Below are 17,210 nucleotides of genomic sequence, written 5' to 3'. Positions count from 1 at the left end.
AAATGGCGGCCGCCTTGTGCCGCGCACGGCAAGGCTCTATGCGGAACCTCGACACTGGACCGGAAAAATGCCCGTTCGCCTGAAGAAGCTCATCGGAACTGTTCTCCTGATCCTGCTGGTGATCGTCTATGCGCTGGCCGCGACGACGGTCGCGGTGGCGCAGCTCGCCGAATCCGGGCCGCTGACGCATTTCGTCTTCTTCCTGCTCAGCGGGCTTTTGTGGATCCTGCCGGCCATGGCGATCATCAAATGGATGATCCTGCCGCCGAAGGCTGGCCGGTAGGTGATTAACACGCAATTCGATGTTTATACTCGGCACTGAATGCCGGAGCCGACTTGCAGATTTCCGGTACGCAGTGACTGTACCTGTCGTTGATCGGAAAGCCACATGATCGTTCAAGCCTGCCTGAACGGCGCGCGTCCTAACAACTTCCACCCTCGACTTCCACTCACGGCGGAAGCAATGGCGCGCGATGGCGTGTCCTGCGTAGCCGCTGGGGCGGCCGAACTGCACATTCACCCGCGCGGACCGAACGGGCAGGAAAGCCTGGCTGCGGTGGACGCGACCATTGCAGCCGTTCGCCGCGCCTGCCCCGGCACGCTTATCGGCGTGTCCACAGGGGCCTGGATCGAGAATGATGAGAAACAAACCCGCGATTCCATCGCCAGGTGGAGCGAGCTTCCGGATTATGCCTCCGTAAATCTGTCGGAAGCCGATGCGCCGGCCGTCATGGAACTGCTTCGGCATCGCGGGATCGGGATAGAGGCAGGACTTGCCTCGGTTGCCGACGCAGAGCGTCTTGTAAACCTTTCCGATCACCAACGGGTTTTCCGCGTCCTCATAGAAATCGAGGAACAGAATCCGGCAATCGCGCGAGAGATGACAGACGGAATCGCCAACGTGCTTGAACGCGCGGGCACAAGGCGACCCATCCTCCTGCACGGGTTCGACGCGACGGTTTGGCAGTTCGTCGAGCTTGCGCGTCAACGGCGATGGTCGACGCGGGTCGGATTGGAAGACGGCAAGCATCTCGCGGACGGAACGATCGCGTTCGACAATGCCGCCCTGGTGGCCGCCGCCGCCGCGATCTTCCGCACTGCACCTGCCAAGTAATTCACATCCGAAAGCTTATTCCGCTCTCCTGAAGTAAGGTCCCGAATCTCGCGGGACTGCGGAAGGCTACGGCAGTTGCTCCGACCGCGCTTTCACGTCATCACTCATCTGCCGCACGGTTTCGATCGCCTTGCGGATATCCGTTTCGCTGAGAGCGATGCCCATGGTCGAAGCGATCGAGAGGAGCCGGGCGTTGAACTCCCGGTAGCGCGCGTCACCCTTGGGCGTCAGCCGCACGAGCTTCGAGCGCCGGTGCTTCGGATTGTCGATGAATTCCACGAGCCCCTCGGCCGCAAGCTCGTCCGCCAGTCGCTGCATGCGCTGGCGGCTGGTAGGGCGCATTTGGGCGAGCTGCGGCACAGTGAGCGGACCAAGCAGCGCGAGGCTTCGCATGAAGCCGAACGCACCACCGCCCCAACTCGTGATGAGTCCTGTCTTCTGGCCGAGAGCCCGAATTTTGAAGAAGCACTGGGCCACTTCGAGCATCAATTCGGCGACCGCCTCTGCCTTGTTGTCGGGGTTAGGCCCCGCCGCCGTTGCTCGGGCCACCTGGGTCCTTTGTCTTGCTGATGCCATCGCTTCGCTTCCGTTTTCATGTCCTGCGCCAAATATCTCCAATTGACACCTAAGTTGTCAACTTCTAGAATGACACCTTAGTTGTCATTTCCGGCGAAGCTGGGCCGTACGGCCCCAGCGGAAGGAGGACGGATATGGACTCTGCCGAGCCGAAATTAACTGACACCGGAACCGCAGGCGTCATCGCGAGACCGCCCCTCCTCTTCCTTGCCGCTCTTCTGATCGGCTTCGTCTTGGATCGCCTGCTGCCTTTGTCGTTCCCGGTTCCCGGGGGCGACCTGGTCTACTGGAGCATCGGCGGCTCGCTGATCCTCATCGGACTTGCGATCTTTGCCGCGGGAGTCCGCAACTTCTTACGAGCGGGGACGCCGATACCCACCAACGAACCCACCCGCGCGCTGGTGACGACCGGCATCAACGGCTGGACCCGCAATCCCATCTATCTCGGCATGTTTCTCATCTACGGCGGCGTCGGCGTAGCCGCACAAAGCTCGTGGCTCCTCATTCTTACGCTGCCTCTGGCAATCGCGATCCGCTACGGCGTCGTCGCACGCGAGGAGGCGTACCTGGAGCGGCGATTCGGCGACGCCTATCGGGACTACAAAGCCCGTGTGCGCCGATGGCTGTAGCCGTCGGGCAGGAGCGCCGGCTCTACGCGTTAGGAGGCCGAAATGAGATCAGCCCTGATCGTCGGTATTCTGGTGGCCGTGCTCGCCTCCTGCGCGAAGATGCCGACACCCGAGGAGGCCAATGACGCCGTACTGGCGCTCCGGGATTACGATAGTTGGGCCTGGGCGGTCGGCATTGCTCTCATCTGGGTCGATATTGTGCTGCCGGTCCCGCAGACCGCCGTGATCGCCGCGCTTGGCATCATCTATGGAACACTGCTCGGCGGATTGCTCGGCAGCCTCGCCCTGATCACCGGCGGCCTTCTCGGCTACGGCCTGATGCTCACCTCCGCGCGACGCTTCGCTCAGCGCTTCACCGGGCCCCGGTCTCTGCACAGGATGGAGAGCTTCTTCGACCGTGGCGGCGCCTGGGCGATCGTGCTGACCCGCAGCCTTCCATACAGCGTCCCGGAGGCCATGGTCTTCCTCGCCGGACTTGCGGGCATGCCGTTGCGAAAATTCATGGCGGCGCTGACCGTCGGAAGCGTGCCCACGGGGTTCGCGTTTGCAGCCATAGGCGCTGGGTGGGCGGACCAACCGATCCTGGCCCTTGTAGTGAGCTACGTGGTCCCCATTCTCCTGCTGCCTCTCGCCCTCTATCTCATCCGGCTCCGCGCCTAACAAATGTCGACGCTCGTCATCCTTCTCCGCGCGGTCTCCCTCGTCGCCTTTGCGGGGCCCATGTCGCTGTTGGGCATCGGCCGGCGGGCCGGAGGACGCAGGGCGCGGCCACGCCACGGTGGAGGCGACCAGGCACCGCTGGTGGCGAACCTCGCCGCATTCGGCCTGTTCTTCCCTTCGCTCCTGATTTTTTCCGGCAGCTCCGAGGCTCCCATGGCGCTGCCGCTGGCGCTGTCAGGATGCCTTCTCGCCCTCGCGGGGGCCACCATTGTCCTCCGATCCCGGGCCGAGCTCGGTGCCGCATGGAGCCTTACCCCTAAGACAGATCCGAGCACTGGCCTCGTCACAACCGGCCCCTATCGCCTCGTGCGCCACCCCATCTACCTGGGCCTCACACTGCTCGCCGTGGGCGCAGCGCTCGCCTTCGGCAGCTGGCCAGCTTTCCTTATTGTGCTGTTCGGAGTTGGCCCGACCTTCGCCTGGCGCGCCCGCGCGGAGGAGAAACTGCTCAGCCGCACGTTTGACGGGCGCTACGCCATTTATCGGCAGAAAACCAAGATGATCATCCCGTACCTTCTCTAAACTCTGCCCACGACGCTTGGATGATCGCTACCTCACGCCGCAGAATTCGGAGGGCGTTAAGCCGCCAAAGGCCGATGCGTATCACGCGGCAGCTGTGCGTCGCATGAGACCGGTCCGAAGCCCTCGCTCCGCTCACGAGACCTCCGAAAGTCAGGAACTTGGCGCTTATTGCCCATCCGATTGGCGAGCTGGTATGGCAGTAGTCCACCCTGAACTGCCTTAGCCTCACCCTAAACCGTAACCACCATCCTGCCGGCATTGGCGAGCGGGGTGGTCACCCCTGACAGCATGGTGCGGATGTGCGCCACGCGCTGGTAGCGGCCGTTGACCGATATGCGCGGTAGGGCATGGAGATGGCTCGCATGCTCGGCGCGCAGCACGCCGTGGCGGGTGGTCACCGCCGAGGCGTAGCCGGCCTCGCGCGCCAACGCCACTTCGCGCGCGCCGACCGCGCTCGCATAGCCATAGGGATAGGCCATATGTTTCGGCTTTTGCCCAATCTCGGCTTCGAGCATCAGCATGGCCTCGGCCAATTCGCGCCGCGCGGTCTGCTGGTCGAGCCGCATCAGATTATAGTGGTGCACCGTATGCGCCCCGATCGTCACCAGAGGATGCGCGGCGATCCGGCGAATCTCGTCCCAGTCCATCAGCGTCTTGCGCCGCGGCGCGTCCGGATCGACGCCGCTCGACCGCGCCAGGACGTGCAAGACCTCGCGCTGATCCTCCTCGCGCACATCGGCGGTCAGGTATTCGTGCAGGCGGGCATTGGCAGCGAATCTTTTGGCCGGCGTAGAACAGTCGATGATTTCCCGGCCGCGCCTCGTCTCCAGCGAGATCGGCTCGCCCTTGCCGACGATCTCGTCGACGACGTCCCACCAGAGATCGGCGTCGCCGCTGATCAGCGCAGGCGCCACATAGATCGTCAGCGGCGCGCGATGCGTCTCCAGCACCGGCAACGCCTCGGTGAAATTGTCGCGGTAGGCGTCGTCTGCGGTGATGGTGGCGAACTGGCCGGTATTGCCGCCTTTGCGCAGGCGCTCGATCGCCTCGTCCAGCGTCACGAATTCGTAGCCGCGCGCCTTCATGTCCGACAGCACAGCGTCGAGGAAATCAGGCGCTATGTTCAAATGCCGGTTCACGCCGAGCGGCTTTTCGGGATTGGCGGTGACCCGGTGCAGCATCAGGATCGCGCCGACGCCGCCGACCAGCGATCTGGCCAGGGGCGCCAATCCGGTAAACCTGGCCACGTTGAGAGCCAGTTTGCGGATCGCTTCGCCCCCGTCGATCATTCCTTCACCTTTAGCGGCTAGTCTCGTCCCATCATGGAACGCTGTGACGCGAAGCCCCACGGCGCAATGCTTACGCCCGAAGGATTGAAGGATGGTTGACGCGGCCCGGTCAATTGGCGCCAAGAGGGCCTTGGCCGTTTCGAGCCGCGAGACGGCCCCGGCCTTTTCCGTGACGATCTGCAGCGCCACCCCGGAAATTCTCGGACGATATAAGGAGCTTTGCCGGACGGGCGCATTCGCACCTGCGCAGAGCGCGGAATGGGTCGAGGCCTGGACGGCGAAAACAGAGATAGATCAAGTCTTTGCGGCGGCTTTTTCCAGCGGACGCCTGGTGTTTGCGCTGGCGCTCGAAATCGTCCATGCCGGCCCCGTGGGGATAGCCCGCTTCATGGGCGGCTCGCACGCCAACGGCAATTTCGCTGCGGCCGACCCTTCCTGGCTGGCGACAGCCGGCGCTGCGGAGATGAAGGCGCTCGCCGCCGAAATCGGCCGGGCGCGGCCAGACGTCGACATCGTCGCGCTGGAACGCCTGCTGCCCGACCTGGAAGGCCTGGCCAACCCGCTGCTGGCGCTGGCTCATTACCCTAGCCCCAATTTGTCGCTGGCCGTCTGCCTCGACGGCGGCTTCGACGCGCTGCTCGACCGGGCGAGCGGCAAGCGCAAACGAAAGAAGCACCGCTCGCAGACCCGCAAATTCGAGGCGGCAGGCGGATTCAGGCGCATCGAGGCGACGTCACCCGCCGAGGTTGCGGGCATGCTCGACGCGTTCTTCATCATGAAGGAGGACCGCTTCCGCCGGGCCGGCATCGTCAACGTCTTCGGCGAGGCCAGGGTGCAGGCGTTCTTCCGCACGCTGTTCACTGACGCGCTCGCAGCCTCGCCGCCGCACTTCGTGCTGCACGCGCTGGAGGTCAACGGTAGGCTGCGCGCGGTCACCGGCTCAAGCCGCTCGGGAAAGCGGCTGATCTGCGAGTTCGGCGCCATCGCAGAGGACGAGCTGGCGCATGCCAGCCCCGGCGATTTCCTGTTCTTCGACAATATCCAAGAGGCCTGCGCGCAAGGCTTTTCGGTTTATGATTTCAGCGTCGGCGACGAACCCTACAAACGGCTCTGGTGCGATATCGAGACGCGCCAGATGGACGTGGTCGTGCCGCTAACGCTGAAAGGCCGCGCCTTCGCGGGCTCTATGCGGCTCAAAGCGCGGCTGAAAGCCTTCGTCAAAACCAATCCGACGATCTGGAAGCTGACCAAGGCGCTGCGCAGGAAGGCTGCGAGGCAGGCGGCCCCTTCCGCTGACGACTAGGCGGCGCTCCTTCCCGGAACCGGCGACATCGGGCTTTCGCTGCCCTCGGGCGTGACGAGGATCGGGCTTCCATAGCCGCTGGCCTCAAGGTCGTCGCGGGCGGCCAGCACCTCATCAGCCGGCGACAGCACGGATACCAGTATCTCTGTTCCCTCGGCCACCAGCCGCCCGATACCGGCGGCGTCGGCGGGGCCGCATTCGACGATCACGACATCGTAGGCGGTGGTCAGCGATTCCAGAATGATCGGCAGCCGGTCGGCTGCGCGCATGGCGTGGACCGGATCGGCGGTGCCGACCGGAATGACGTGGCAGTCCGAATAGCGGTCGGCGTGGATCACGTCGGTGAACTGCGCCTCGGAGGCGAGCAGATTGGTGATGCCGGGAAAGCGGCCGCTGTCGAGCATCGGCCGCGACGCCGCCCCCGACGCGGTCAGGTCGAGCAGGAGTACGCGCAGGCCGGCATCGGCGACTTCACGCGCAACCAGCACGGCGGTCGCCGCCGCCTCGTCGCCCTCCGGCGAAATGAACAACGCCCGCGTCGCGCCGCCCGCAATCAGCTTTTCGGCCGCACCCGCTATGTCGATCTCGCCGAGGCCCGGCATGATGGGCTGCGGCTCCAGCTCAGGCTCAGATTCCGGCTCCGGCTCGAAATTGCCGGCGACGGGCTGCGGCTCGATGTGCTCGGCGACGATCTCGGCCGGTCCGGCCGGCGCGGGCATGACCACCTGCTCGACCGGAGCGAAGCGCGCGCCGGAGGCCGGCCGCATCGCGCGCCCTGAAAACAGCTCCTGCAGCAATGTGAGGATCGCCATAATCATCAGCGTGGCGACGAAGGTCGCGATTACGATCGGCAGGATTTTCGGGAAATACGGCTCGGAAGGCACGATGGCCCGCGAAAACACCCGCGCATCAGCCGGCAGATAGTTGCCGTCGCGGCGCGACGACGCCTCGCGATAGCGGGTCAGGTAGGATTCCAGCAATTGGCGTTGCGCCGCGGCTTCCCGCTCCAGCGCCCTGAGTTCCACCTCTTCCTCGCCGGCGCGCGACGATTCGGCCTTCAGCGTGTTCAGGTCAGCTATAAGCTGTTGCTCGCGCGCCTGCGCGGTCTTGGCCTCGGCCGAAAGCCCCTTCAGCACGTTTTCCGCTTCCTGCCGGATCTGCCGGTCGAGATCGGCAAGCTGCGACCGCAGCGCCCTGATGCGGGGATGATTGTCGAGCAACGTGGTGGAGAGATCGGCAATATCTGCCTGCAATTGCACCTGCCGTTCGCGCAGGCGCTGGATCAGGCTTGAGGACAGCACTTCCGGAAACGCGTCCAGCGAGCCGCCGCTGTCGAGCGCGGCCCGGACCGCCTGCGCAGTCGCTTCGGCCGCCGCGCGGTTAGCGCGCACCCGCGACAATTCGGTCGAGAGCTCGGAAAGCTGCTGCGTGGCGAGGACCGAATTGTTCTGGCCGACCAGGAGGTCGGATTGCGAGCGGAACGCGGCGACGCGCGCTTCCGCTTCCTTCACCCGTCTGCTCAAATCGGCGATTTCAGGCTCCAGCCAGTCGGTAGCCGCCGAGTTGGACTGCAGCTTGGCGTCACGGCTGACCGCCAGATAAGCGTCGGCGATGGCGTTTGGCACGGCAGCAGCCAGCTTCGGGTCCTCGGAAGAGAATTCGATGACGATGACGCGCGAATTCTCGACGCGGTAGACAATAAGCTTTTCACGCATCGCCTTGAGCACGCGCTCCTCGGGCGGCACTTCGGCCGGGTCGCTCTTCAGCCCGGCTATGACCATGAGCTTGCCGACCAGCGACATGCTCGCAGCCGGGTCGAACTCCGGCAGGCTGGCAAGGTCGAGTTCCCTGGCCACCTGCTTTAATATATCGGTCGACGAGATCACCTCGACCTGGCTGGTGACCCCCTCCTCATCGAGGATCGGCCGCTCGTTCTCGCCGCTGCCCTGCGGCCGCGTGAACACGGATTCGCGCGTCTCGATCAGGATACGCGTCTCGGCCTTGTAATGAGGCGTCGCCGTCCATGCGAGAACGAAAGCCAGCGCCGTGACAGTGAGCGCTGCGGTCAGTATGCGCAACCAGTTCCGCGCCAGGCTGGAAAACAGCCGGCCCAGATCGACATCGATATCGCTGGCGGTGGATTGGACGCCTGACATTGCATTCCTACTCCGGGACGTAACGGAAGGCACCGTAAACAACTATGGTAACTCAGGGGTTAAGACGCGGGATGCGAGCGCCGTCGCCTGGAAAGTGGGTCGACGATATTCGCTAAAGCGGGGAAGAATCCCGCAATTCCCGCCTGCAATCCGCCCCGGACAAGCTGCCTTTACCGGCCATTAACCCTAACAGGACGATAACCGCTTCGAGCAAAGGTTACCGGCGCCCGTCTCCGGGGAAGATTCGTCAAAGGTACGTGTAAGGCCATGAAAAGACCCCTGCCCGTCTTCCACGCGCTTGCCGCTGCACTGCTGGTAGCCGGGTGTTCGAGCTATCGGCCGGCGCCTGCCGCTTTTCACGAAGTGCTCGACCAGCCTTACATTCTGGGCGCAGGCGACCGTGTTCGCGTCACCGTCTTCGAACAGGAAGGCCTGACCAACACCTACGCCGTCGATCAGTCCGGCTACATCGCCTTTCCGCTGGTCGGATCGGTGCCGGCGCGCGGCCACACCGCTCAGCAGGTCGAGGCAGCCCTTGCCGCCAAGCTGCGTGAAGGCTTTTTGCGCGATCCCGACGTCTCCGTCGAAGTCGACCGCTACCGCCCGATCTTCGTCATGGGCGAAGTGGGTGCGGCCGGGCAATATTCATACGTGCCGGGCCTGACCGTCCACCAGGCGGTGGCGATCGCCGGCGGCTTCACCCCCCGCGCCAATCAGGCAAATGTCGACATTACCCGCACCATCAACGGCAAGGTGATGACAGGCCGGGTGCTGACGTCGGACCCGCTTCTTCCCGGCGATACCGTTTTTGTTCGCGAGCGTCTCTTCTAGAGCCAGCGGGCCGGCCGTGACCGAAAAATTGCGCATCGTCCATTGTTTCCGCTCACCGGTCGGCGGCATCTTCCGGCATGTGCGCGATCTTGCCCAGGCGCAGGTGGCCGCCGGCCATGCGGTCGGCATCGTCTGCGATTCCACGACCGGCGGCGATTTCGAGGAGCGCCTGTTCGCGGAGATGAAGGAGATGCTGGCGCTCGGCGTATCGCGCACGCCGATGCAGCGCCATGTCGGTCCGGGCGACATCGCCTCGGCCTGGCGAACCTACAGGATCATCAAGGAATTGAAGCCGGACGTTCTGCACGGCCACGGCGCCAAAGGCGGCGTCTATGCACGGATGTTCGGCTCACTGTTGCGGGTATCAAGGTCTCGCGTAGCCCGCCTTTATTCGCCGCATGGCGGCAGCCTGCACTATGACGAAGGGACGACGACGGGGAAACTGTTCTTCGGTCTGGAACGCTTGATGGAGCGTTTCACCGACCATCTGCTCTTCGTCTCCGATTATGAGCGGCGTACCTTCGTCCGCAAGATCGGACCGCCGCGCGTGGCCAACAGCTTGGTCTACAACGGCCTGACCGCGCCGGAATTCGACCCGGTGCGGGCCGAGGCTGACGCCGCGGACCTCCTCTATATCGGCATGATGCGCGACCTGAAGGGCCCGGACCTGTTCATCGCCGCGCTGCCGGAAGTCGAAGCGCGGCTCGACCGCGAGGTAACAGCCGTCATGGTCGGCGACGGCGAGGATCTGCCCCGCTACAAGAGCGAGGTCGACAGGCAGGGCCTCGCCGGCCGGGTGCGCTTCCTCGATCCCATGCCGGCACGCCACGCCTTCGCGCTCGGCAGGCTGATCGTCGTTCCCTCCCGCGCCGAGGCCATGCCTTACATAGTCCTCGAAGCCCTGGCCGCCGGCTTGCCGATGGCGGCGACCGCCGTCGGCGGCATTCCGGAGATTTTCGGGCAGAACTCACCGGCGCTGGTCCATCCCGATGCCGGCGAACTTGCGGAAAAGATGGCCGAGGCGCTGGCCGACCCGGCATCTTACCATACCCTGATGCCCGCTCCCGCAGAACTCAAGGCGCGGTTCGGCGCCGATGTAATGGCGGCCGCGATCGAGAGGGCCTATTTCGCCGCGCTCAGGCGGTAGAAATGGCCTTTGACCCGGAACTTGCTCAGATTGCGTAAAGTTCGGTTGGCTTCTCGAAGCCTTTCAGGTGGTATTCCCGACTTCGTCTCTCGGCCGTTTGTTGAGGAGCCCGATCGCAAACGGCCTTGGTGACGAGAATACAGCCTGCCTCGGCAACTGACTGCGCACGCGCCGCAGTGTTAACTACCGTCCCGATGGCGGTCAGGTCGCGGTGCGACCGGCCGAATTCCCCAAAGCTCGTCTCGCCGGCATCTATGCCAATACCAACGCCGAACCCGCTTCCACTCCCTTCAGCACCTTCGGATATATGATGCTCATTCAGATGGCGGCAGCGGCGCTGGATCTCCTGCGCAGCGCCCACGGCGCGTTGAACATGATCGTCATGGCGGACCGGGAAGTTGAATATCGCCATAATTGCGTCGCCAACGGTCTTGTTGAGAAGCCCGTCATACTCCCAGATCGCTGCTGCGCATTCATCGTAGAAATCATCCAGCAGCGACGAAACGGTATTTGCCGGAAGCGACTGCGAAAGCGTCGTATAACCTCTCAGATCCACAAAAAGCACTGACACGTCCACCCTGATCTGGCGGGCTTTCATCACGCGCGTAAACATGAGTTCGCAAATCGTGCAGGTGTTCGGATTCATCCGGCTCGGACGGATGCCGAAGGCGCGAAACGGGATAGAAGCCGGTCCACGAAGCGGCACAGGCAGACGCATCTGCTGCCAGCAGCCTTTGCAAATTCTAGATTGAGTAAACGACATCGCGTCGCTGCACCTCCGGTGGACCTTCCGCAACCGTGGCACACCTGTGCCGAGAAATCTTCCGAAAAGCTTCTGCCCGACCGCTTCAAAGCGAACGGTCCACGCAAGGGTTTCTTAGCTCCTCTTTCGTAAGGATCCAGGCTCAAGGATCATGGCCAATGAACGAGATCGACCCGGCAAATCGTTTTTCGCTGGATGCGGTGCAAAAGGTAGAGGGCACGGGTGGCGAACCCGTCGGCCGGCTGAACAAGGTCGCGCGCCAGGTCGCCTCGCAATATCGCCGCGACACCATGTCCCCGGTGATGGTCAGCGGCGTGCTGCGGCTCGTCGAATTCGCGCTGCTGTTCGCCTCCGGCTTCGTACTGTTCGCCTATCGCGTCGGTCTCAACACACACCTGTTCTGGGAATATGCGGCAATCATCGCAGCGGTGTCGCTGGCCACCGTCATCCTGCTCGAATTGAGCGACTGCTACCAGGTCCAGGCGCTGATGCGGCCAGTGCGCAATCTCGGCCGCATATTGCTTGTCTGGTCGGGCGCCTTCGCGCTTCTGGCGCTGGCCGGTTTCTTCATGAAGGTTTCCGAGGAATTTTCGCGTCTTCTGTTCGGCGGCTGGTTCGTCATCGGTTTTGCGCTGGTCTTCGGACTGCGGCTGGTGCTGTCGAACATGATCCGCCGCTGGGCGCGCAACGGCGCGATGGAACGGCGCGCCGTCATCGTCGGCGGCGGCAAGGCCGCCGAAGCGCTGATCCGCTCGGTCGAGCAGCAACCCTACAACGACATCCGCATCTGCGGGATCTTCGACGACCGTGACGATAAGCGCTCGCCGTCCATCGTGGCCGGCTACCCGAAGCTCGGCAACATAGCCGAGCTGATCGAGTTCGCGCGCATCGCCCGCATCGACATGCTGATCGTGTCGCTGCCGATCACCGCCGAGACGCGCGTTCTGGCGCTGCTCAAGAAACTCTGGGTGCTGCCGGTGGACATCCGCCTGTCGGCGCATTCCAACCAGCTGCAGTTCCGCCCCCGCTCCTATTCCTACATCGGCTCGGTGCCGATGCTCGATATTTTCGACAAGCCGATCAACGACTGGGACTCTGTCGCCAAGCGCGCCTTCGATATCGTGCTCAGCCTGATCGGCATCGCTATCTTCTCGCCGGTGATGCTGATCACCGCGATCGCGATAAAACTCGACAGCAAGGGCCCGGTCATTTTCCGCCAGAAGCGGCACGGCTTCAACAATGAGGTGATCGAGGTCTACAAGTTCCGTTCGATGTACACGGAACTGTCTGACCCGAGCGCCAGGCAGGCTGTGACCAAGAACGATCCGCGCGTCACCCGCGTCGGCCGCATTATCCGCAAGACCTCGATCGACGAGCTGCCGCAGTTTTTCAATGCGCTATTCGGCTCGCTGTCGCTGGTCGGCCCGCGTCCGCATGCGATCGCCGCGCAGTCGCACAACCTCCTCTACAACGAGGTGGTCGACGGCTATTTCGCCCGCCACCGGGTCAAGCCCGGCGTGACCGGCTGGGCTCAGATCAATGGCTGGCGCGGCGAGATGGACACCGACGAGAAGATCCGCAAACGCACCGAATACGACCTCTACTACATCGAGAACTGGTCGCTCTGGTTCGACCTGAAGATCCTCTTGCTGACACCGATCCGCCTGCTGAACACGGAAAATGCCTATTGACCGCGATCACGCATGAGCTGCCGCGCGAGGCGGTCAACGCCAAGCTCGTCGCGCTGATCTCGGCCGGCGCGATCTCGCTGGGCGTCCTGCTGTCGGGTTTCGTCATCCGTGAGCCTGCCCCCTACGAGCTTTATATGGCCGGGCTGATCGCGGTATGGGCGTTGTTCGGCCTCAGGATTTCACGCACCATAGCGCCATTGCTGGTGCTGCTCGTCGCCTTCAACATTGGCGGCATGATTGCCATGACGCAGATGTCGGCGCTCAAGGACGCGCCGCTCTACATAGCCGTGTCGCTGTTCCTGGCACTGACAGCCGTGTTCTTCGCCGCCGCCGTGGAGCGGCAGCCCGGCCTCTACCGCGTGATCTTCATAGCCTGGGTGATAGCCGCCATCGGCACGGCTGCACTCGGCATCCTCGGCTATTTTCACGCCTTCCCCGGCGCGGAGATGTTTACCAAGTTCGAACGCGCCGCCGGCGCCTTTCAGGATCCGAACGTGTTCGGTCCGTTCCTGACGCTCCCCGGCATCTACCTGCTCTACCGCCTGCTGACGGGCAGCCCCGCGAAGATGGCATTCTACGCCGTGCCATTGCTGATCATCGTAGGCGGCATTTTCCTTTCCTTCTCGCGTGGCGCATGGGGGCTGTTCGGCGCGTCGGCCGTGCTGCTTACAGCGACGCTGTTCCTACAGAGTTCGAGCGGCTCGTTCCGCCTGCGAATCGTCGTCATGAGCATCGCCGCCGCCGTTCTTCTGACCGCCGCACTTCTGGTCGCCCTGCAGATTCCGGCTGTTGCGGAACTGTTCACCGCCCGCGCCCAACTCGTCCAGGACTATGACAGTGCGCGCCTGGGGCGCTTTGCCCGCTTCGGCATCGGCTTCCAGATGGCGATGGAGTACCCGTTCGGCATCGGCCCGCTGGTATTCGGCCAGATGCTCGGCGAGGACACGCACGACATCTGGCTGAAGGCGCTGCTCGATTATGGCTGGCTGGGCTTTGCTTCTTACATCATCCTGATCGCTTGGACGCTTGCCGGCGGCTTCCGAATCCTGTTCCGCAACCGGCCGTGGCAGCCTTATGTGCTGTGCGCCTATGTAGTTTTCATCGGCCACATCGCCCTCGGCACGGTCATCGACACCGATCACTGGCGGCATTTCTACCTGCTGCTGGGTCTGATCTGGGCCGGCATGGGGCTTGAGTATCGCTATCAGCGTGGCTTGCTTACCGGTTAGAGAAGCCTGCCTGTCCCGCAGCGGCCTCTTTCCGGTCGGCGGCCGTTCAGCCTTTAATCAAATCTCACCGCCAGCCAGGTGCAGCATCCTTGTGGAAATTCTTTCGGCAAGCGCCTGGTCGTGCGTGACCAGAAAAACGGCTAGCCCGGTCTCTTGCACGATCTCAAGCAGGAATTCGATCACCTCCTTCTGGCCGACCGGGTCGAGGCGCGATGTGGCCTCATCCGCAAACAGGAAAACCGGTTCGAGCAGCAATGCGCGGAGAAGCGCGAAGCGTTGCAGTTCGCCTCCGGAGATCTGGCTGGGCAAACGGTCGAGCAGGCTGCCGCGCAGCCGAAGACGCGCAAGCAGCCTCTCCACGTCGCTCCACTCGCGCCGGTGCAGCTTCACGAGATCGCGCAATCCTTTGCTGATCGGCTGGTGCAGCGCAAAGGCCGCCGGCGGATCCTGGTAGAGTTTCTGGAAGCGCAGCGGCGAGATGCCCGAGCGCCTCTCCACGTTCCCCGCATCGGGCTTGACCAGCTCGAGGAGGATATTGCCGACCGTGGTCTTGCCGCATCCGCTGGGGCCGACCACGGCAACGATCTCGCCCTTCCGCACCTCCAGATCCAGGTCACCGAACAGGACGCGATCGCCGAATGCCTTGGCGAGGCCGCGGCCCGCCAGCACCACGTCTCCTGATGCCGCCGGCGCCCGGCGGTCCCACGTCTCGGGGTCGGCGGCCAGGAGCGCCTGGCTGTAAGGGTGGCTTGGAGCGGCAAGCACCTCATCTACCGGGCCATAATCCACCATGCGGCCGTCCAGCATGATGCCGATCGTCCCGCCGAGTGCCCGGGCCACCGCGACGTCGTGCGTGATGGTCAGAAGGAGCTTGCCGGCCTCGACCTCCTGCTTGAGCCGCGTGACGACGCCTTGTCGCAGCTCGGCATCCAGGCCTTTTGTCGGCTCGTCGGCGATGAGGAGCCCGCTGCCGGCAGCATGGGTGATGGCAATCGCCGCGCGCTGGCACATGCCGCCCGACATCTGAAACGGATAGAGCGAACCAGCGTGGTCAAGACCGACCTCGCCGAGATTGTCCAGGGCGCGAGCATCGCTGTCCCGCACTGTCTTTCCTCCGACGAAGCGGTGGACTTCCGCCAGCTGCGGAGCAATGCGCATGGTGGGGTCGAGCGCGAGCCACGGCTCCTGCGGGAGGAGCGCGATCGAGCGTCCCCAGAGCTTGCGTCGCTCCTGTAGCGGTTCCGCAAGGAGATCTGCGCCGTCGAGGTGGATTGTTCCCGACGCCTTCAACTCCGGCGGCAAGGTCCCCATCACGGCCTGTGCCACGAGGGATTTCCCCGACCCGCTCTCGCCGAGCAGCGTCAGCGGCTCGCCCGGCCGGACGGAAAAGGAGACGTCCGAGACAATGTGCCCGGCACCGGCGTGGATGGCGAGCGCGGTTGCGGTGAGTTCGCGGAGCCTGACGGGAGCGTTCATCGGTCGCTCCTTTGCGCGACGAGTTGCAGGCCGAGCACGAGCAGGAAAATGAGCACTGCCGGCAGCAGGACATGGACCGGGGCCTCGGCATAGTAGGGAAGCAATTCCACAATCATGCTGCCGAGTTCGGGCGTCGGCGGCTGCAGCCCGACGCTGATGGCGCTCAGCGTGGAGACTGCGATGATCGCGGTGGCCATGGCGAATGCGGCCAGCGTCGCGATCGTGGGGGCGATAACAGGCATGATATAGCAGCGTAGGATATAGCCGGACCCGAAGCCCAGAAGCTTCGCCGCCTCGATATGCGGTTGTCTTAGGATCGCCGCCGTCGTGGCGCGCGTCACCCGGTAGAACTCGACCCACAAGGTAAGCGCCAGGCCGAGGAAGAGCGGCCCGAAATTGCCGGGCGCGAAGGCGAGGAGGAGAAGGACGAGCATCAGACCGGGAAGCGCCAGCACGACGGTCGCGAGGAGTTCGAGCCCGCGTTCAATCCAGCCGCCGTACCAGGCAGCCGCAAGGCCGAGCAGAGCGCCGGGAATTGCGGCGGCGAGCGTAGTAAGAAAGGCCATGCCGAAGGACAGCCTGGCGCCATAGGCAAGCCGCGCCAGCAGACTGCGGCCATAGTGATCCGCACCCAGGAGATAGTCGCCGCCGATCGGAGCAAGGCTGGCGCCGAAGTCCTGCGTGGCAGGATCCGCCTGAACCAGCCAAGGGCCGAGGATCGCGAAGCCCGCGAGGACGACAAGGAGTGCCGAGCCGAAGAGACGGGCGCCATTGAGTGGCCGGCGCAAGAGAGGAACAGAAGCAATGTCGGTGCTCATTGCGTGCTCCTCAGCCGCGGATCGAGCCAGGCCGAAGCCAGGTCGACGGTCGCCGCGAGGACGACGAACATCAGTCCCATGACGAGCGCCGTCCCTTGGACCATAGGCACGTCCCGCTCAATGATCGCGTGGACCAGCGCGTGTCCGATTCCGGGATAGGCGAAGATGGATTCCACCACCACAACGCCTTCAACCAGGTAGATCGCCTGCAACCCGAGAAAGGAAACGACCGGAATGGCCGCGTTGCGCAATCCATGCCGGCGCACGACCACAGCTTCCGGAAGGCCTTTGTGCCTTGCGAAAGCGAAATACGGAGCCTTTGCCACGGCGGCGATCGCGTTGCGCGTCACCTGGCTCGAGACTGCCGCGAGACCGAGCGCCAGCGTCAAAGCCGGCAGAAGGAGTTCTCTCCAGGATCCGAAGCCCGCCGGCGGAAGCCAGCCGAGCCAAATCGCCAAGACGAGCATCAGGATGAGGCCGAGCACGAAGGGCGGCATGGCGCGCAGGATCACCGCGCCGACAAGGCCAAGGCGGTCGGTTAGGCTGCCAGGCCTTAGGCCTGAGAACACGCCGATGGTCGGGCCGATCAAGAGCGAAAGGAGCAGCGCGGCACCGGCCAGCCACACGGAGGCTCCGAGCTGTACCTTCAGTTCCTCGAGAACAGGAGCGCCGGTGACGAGGGAGTGGCCGAGATCGAAGCGGGCGAGACTGCCAATCCAGTCCGTGAGCTGAACTGCCCACGGTCGGTCCAGGCCGAGTTCCAGCCGCACCTTTTCGGCAGCATCCACGATCCGCGCGTCGGGGCCGTATCGCCCCGCCGCGATGCGCATTGCGGGATCTCCGGGCAGCGCGTGCATCAGCGCGAAGGAAAGCGCACCGACGACGAGCGCTACAATGCCGGCCTGCGCCAGGCGCGTAAGAAGAAAGCGTCTCATCAGAGCCGTTC

17 protein-coding genes are annotated in these 17,210 nt (G+C 63.9%); 10 read left to right on the top strand and 7 right to left on the bottom strand.

Features of this window, described 5'->3' with window-relative positions:
* Positions 1-67 precede the first annotated feature (67 nt).
* Together ABVK50_RS09140 and ABVK50_RS09135 are read left to right on the top strand one after the other, a co-directional pair.
* On the top strand, positions 68-283 hold the full coding sequence (locus tag ABVK50_RS09140) for a DUF2842 domain-containing protein (RefSeq protein ID WP_353641858.1): 216 nt from the start codon (positions 68-70) through the stop codon (positions 281-283).
* Between the two features lie 105 nt (positions 284-388).
* Entirely contained in the window at positions 389-1,114 is a 726-nt protein-coding gene (locus ABVK50_RS09135; RefSeq protein WP_353641859.1) for a 3-keto-5-aminohexanoate cleavage protein, read from the top strand.
* A 66-nt stretch (positions 1,115-1,180) separates the two neighbouring features.
* On the opposite strand, the gene ABVK50_RS09130 is transcribed toward ABVK50_RS09135, so the two are convergent.
* On the bottom strand, positions 1,181-1,690 hold the full coding sequence (locus ABVK50_RS09130; protein ID WP_353641860.1) for a MarR family transcriptional regulator: 510 nt from the start codon (positions 1,688-1,690) through the stop codon (positions 1,181-1,183).
* A gap of 134 nt (positions 1,691-1,824) precedes the next feature.
* Between ABVK50_RS09130 and ABVK50_RS09125 the strand changes: the two genes are divergently transcribed.
* Genes ABVK50_RS09125 through ABVK50_RS09115 form a run of 3 tightly spaced genes read left to right on the top strand, consistent with a single transcriptional unit; the run spans position 1,825 to position 3,561 of the window.
* Entirely contained in the window at positions 1,825-2,319 is a 495-nt protein-coding gene (locus ABVK50_RS09125) for an isoprenylcysteine carboxylmethyltransferase family protein (protein ID WP_353641861.1), read from the top strand.
* A 42-nt stretch (positions 2,320-2,361) separates the two neighbouring features.
* Positions 2,362-2,979, top strand: coding sequence for a VTT domain-containing protein (locus ABVK50_RS09120; RefSeq protein WP_353641862.1), 618 nt, complete (start codon positions 2,362-2,364; stop codon positions 2,977-2,979).
* Positions 2,980-2,982: 3 nt separating this feature from the next.
* Positions 2,983-3,561 (top strand): isoprenylcysteine carboxylmethyltransferase family protein, encoded by a 579-nt coding sequence (locus ABVK50_RS09115; RefSeq protein ID WP_353641863.1) that lies wholly within the window; start codon positions 2,983-2,985, stop codon positions 3,559-3,561.
* A gap of 230 nt (positions 3,562-3,791) precedes the next feature.
* Here the strand turns inward: ABVK50_RS09115 and ABVK50_RS09110 are convergent, their stop codons facing one another.
* Positions 3,792-4,850 carry a polysaccharide deacetylase family protein gene (locus tag ABVK50_RS09110; RefSeq protein ID WP_353641864.1) on the bottom strand — a complete coding sequence of 353 codons (1,059 nt, stop codon included), beginning with the start codon at positions 4,848-4,850 and terminating at the stop codon, positions 3,792-3,794.
* Positions 4,851-4,941: 91 nt separating this feature from the next.
* Here ABVK50_RS09110 and ABVK50_RS09105 point away from each other — a divergent pair, with 91 nt between their 5' ends.
* Positions 4,942-6,153 (top strand): GNAT family N-acetyltransferase, encoded by a 1,212-nt coding sequence (locus tag ABVK50_RS09105; RefSeq protein WP_353641865.1) that lies wholly within the window; start codon positions 4,942-4,944, stop codon positions 6,151-6,153.
* On the opposite strand, the gene ABVK50_RS09100 is transcribed toward ABVK50_RS09105, so the two are convergent.
* Positions 6,150-8,309, bottom strand: coding sequence for an exopolysaccharide transport family protein (locus tag ABVK50_RS09100; RefSeq protein WP_353641866.1), 2,160 nt, complete (start codon positions 8,307-8,309; stop codon positions 6,150-6,152). The genes ABVK50_RS09105 and ABVK50_RS09100 overlap by 4 nt on opposite strands.
* A 267-nt stretch (positions 8,310-8,576) precedes the next feature.
* Between ABVK50_RS09100 and ABVK50_RS09095 the strand changes: the two genes are divergently transcribed.
* Both ABVK50_RS09095 and ABVK50_RS09090 read left to right on the top strand, forming a co-directional pair.
* On the top strand, positions 8,577-9,140 hold the full coding sequence (locus ABVK50_RS09095; RefSeq protein WP_353641867.1) for a polysaccharide biosynthesis/export family protein: 564 nt from the start codon (positions 8,577-8,579) through the stop codon (positions 9,138-9,140).
* Positions 9,141-9,156: 16 nt separating this feature from the next.
* Positions 9,157-10,287, top strand: coding sequence for a glycosyltransferase family 4 protein (locus tag ABVK50_RS09090; RefSeq protein ID WP_353641868.1), 1,131 nt, complete (start codon positions 9,157-9,159; stop codon positions 10,285-10,287).
* Positions 10,288-10,312: 25 nt separating this feature from the next.
* Here the strand turns inward: ABVK50_RS09090 and ABVK50_RS09085 are convergent, their stop codons facing one another.
* Positions 10,313-11,050: an adenylate/guanylate cyclase domain-containing protein gene (locus ABVK50_RS09085; RefSeq protein WP_353641869.1), complete on the bottom strand. Its 738-nt coding sequence runs from the start codon at positions 11,048-11,050 to the stop codon at positions 10,313-10,315.
* Between the two features lie 158 nt (positions 11,051-11,208).
* Here ABVK50_RS09085 and ABVK50_RS09080 point away from each other — a divergent pair, with 158 nt between their 5' ends.
* Together ABVK50_RS09080 and ABVK50_RS09075 are read left to right on the top strand one after the other, a co-directional pair.
* Complete coding sequence (locus tag ABVK50_RS09080; protein WP_353641870.1) at positions 11,209-12,741, top strand: undecaprenyl-phosphate glucose phosphotransferase; 1,533 nt, start codon at positions 11,209-11,211, stop codon at positions 12,739-12,741.
* Positions 12,738-13,970: an O-antigen ligase family protein gene (locus ABVK50_RS09075; RefSeq protein WP_353641871.1), complete on the top strand. Its 1,233-nt coding sequence runs from the start codon at positions 12,738-12,740 to the stop codon at positions 13,968-13,970. The genes ABVK50_RS09080 and ABVK50_RS09075 overlap by 4 nt, the downstream gene beginning before the upstream one ends.
* A 57-nt stretch (positions 13,971-14,027) precedes the next feature.
* Here ABVK50_RS09075 and ABVK50_RS09070 read toward each other — a convergent pair whose 3' ends face one another.
* The 3 genes from ABVK50_RS09070 to ABVK50_RS09060 are packed head-to-tail and all read right to left on the bottom strand — an operon-like array spanning position 14,028 to position 17,199.
* The gene (locus ABVK50_RS09070) at positions 14,028-15,446 is read right to left on the bottom strand and encodes an ATP-binding cassette domain-containing protein (RefSeq protein WP_353641872.1); all 1,419 of its coding nucleotides are present in this window, start codon (positions 15,444-15,446) and stop codon (positions 14,028-14,030) included.
* Positions 15,443-16,264 (bottom strand): ABC transporter permease, encoded by an 822-nt coding sequence (locus tag ABVK50_RS09065; RefSeq protein WP_353641873.1) that lies wholly within the window; start codon positions 16,262-16,264, stop codon positions 15,443-15,445. Before ABVK50_RS09065 ends, ABVK50_RS09070 begins: the two co-directional genes overlap by 4 nt.
* Positions 16,261-17,199, bottom strand: a complete 939-nt coding sequence (locus ABVK50_RS09060) for an ABC transporter permease (RefSeq protein WP_353641874.1) — start codon at positions 17,197-17,199, stop codon at positions 16,261-16,263. The genes ABVK50_RS09065 and ABVK50_RS09060 overlap by 4 nt, the downstream gene beginning before the upstream one ends.
* Between the last annotated feature and the right edge of the window lie 11 nt (positions 17,200-17,210).

The organism is Mesorhizobium sp. WSM2240 (genome assembly GCF_040438645.1).
Lineage (GTDB): Bacteria > Pseudomonadota > Alphaproteobacteria > Rhizobiales > Rhizobiaceae > Allomesorhizobium.
Note: the sequence above shows the minus strand (reverse complement) of the source record. Positions and strands in the feature narration are given on the sequence as shown.

Bases quoted from the DNA above. Each gene is read 5' to 3' on its own strand.
- ABVK50_RS09120 (WP_353641862.1), top strand. From the start codon at position 2,362: ATGAGATCAGCCCTGATCGTCGGTATTCTGGTGGCCGTGCTCGCCTCC.
- ABVK50_RS09130 (WP_353641860.1), bottom strand. From the start codon at position 1,690: ATGGCATCAGCAAGACAAAGGACCCAGGTGGCCCGAGCAACGGCGGCG.
- ABVK50_RS09060 (WP_353641874.1), bottom strand. From the start codon at position 17,199: ATGAGACGCTTTCTTCTTACGCGCCTGGCGCAGGCCGGCATTGTAGCG.
- ABVK50_RS09140 (WP_353641858.1), top strand. From the start codon at position 68: ATGCCCGTTCGCCTGAAGAAGCTCATCGGAACTGTTCTCCTGATCCTG.
- ABVK50_RS09125 (WP_353641861.1), top strand. From the start codon at position 1,825: ATGGACTCTGCCGAGCCGAAATTAACTGACACCGGAACCGCAGGCGTC.
- ABVK50_RS09135 (WP_353641859.1), top strand. From the start codon at position 389: ATGATCGTTCAAGCCTGCCTGAACGGCGCGCGTCCTAACAACTTCCAC.
- ABVK50_RS09080 (WP_353641870.1), top strand. From the start codon at position 11,209: ATGAACGAGATCGACCCGGCAAATCGTTTTTCGCTGGATGCGGTGCAA.
- ABVK50_RS09105 (WP_353641865.1), top strand. From the start codon at position 4,942: ATGGTTGACGCGGCCCGGTCAATTGGCGCCAAGAGGGCCTTGGCCGTT.
- ABVK50_RS09095 (WP_353641867.1), top strand. From the start codon at position 8,577: ATGAAAAGACCCCTGCCCGTCTTCCACGCGCTTGCCGCTGCACTGCTG.
- ABVK50_RS09085 (WP_353641869.1), bottom strand. From the start codon at position 11,050: ATGTCGTTTACTCAATCTAGAATTTGCAAAGGCTGCTGGCAGCAGATG.
- ABVK50_RS09110 (WP_353641864.1), bottom strand. From the start codon at position 4,850: ATGATCGACGGGGGCGAAGCGATCCGCAAACTGGCTCTCAACGTGGCC.
- ABVK50_RS09100 (WP_353641866.1), bottom strand. From the start codon at position 8,309: ATGTCAGGCGTCCAATCCACCGCCAGCGATATCGATGTCGATCTGGGC.
- ABVK50_RS09065 (WP_353641873.1), bottom strand. From the start codon at position 16,264: ATGAGCACCGACATTGCTTCTGTTCCTCTCTTGCGCCGGCCACTCAAT.
- ABVK50_RS09070 (WP_353641872.1), bottom strand. From the start codon at position 15,446: ATGAACGCTCCCGTCAGGCTCCGCGAACTCACCGCAACCGCGCTCGCC.
- ABVK50_RS09115 (WP_353641863.1), top strand. From the start codon at position 2,983: ATGTCGACGCTCGTCATCCTTCTCCGCGCGGTCTCCCTCGTCGCCTTT.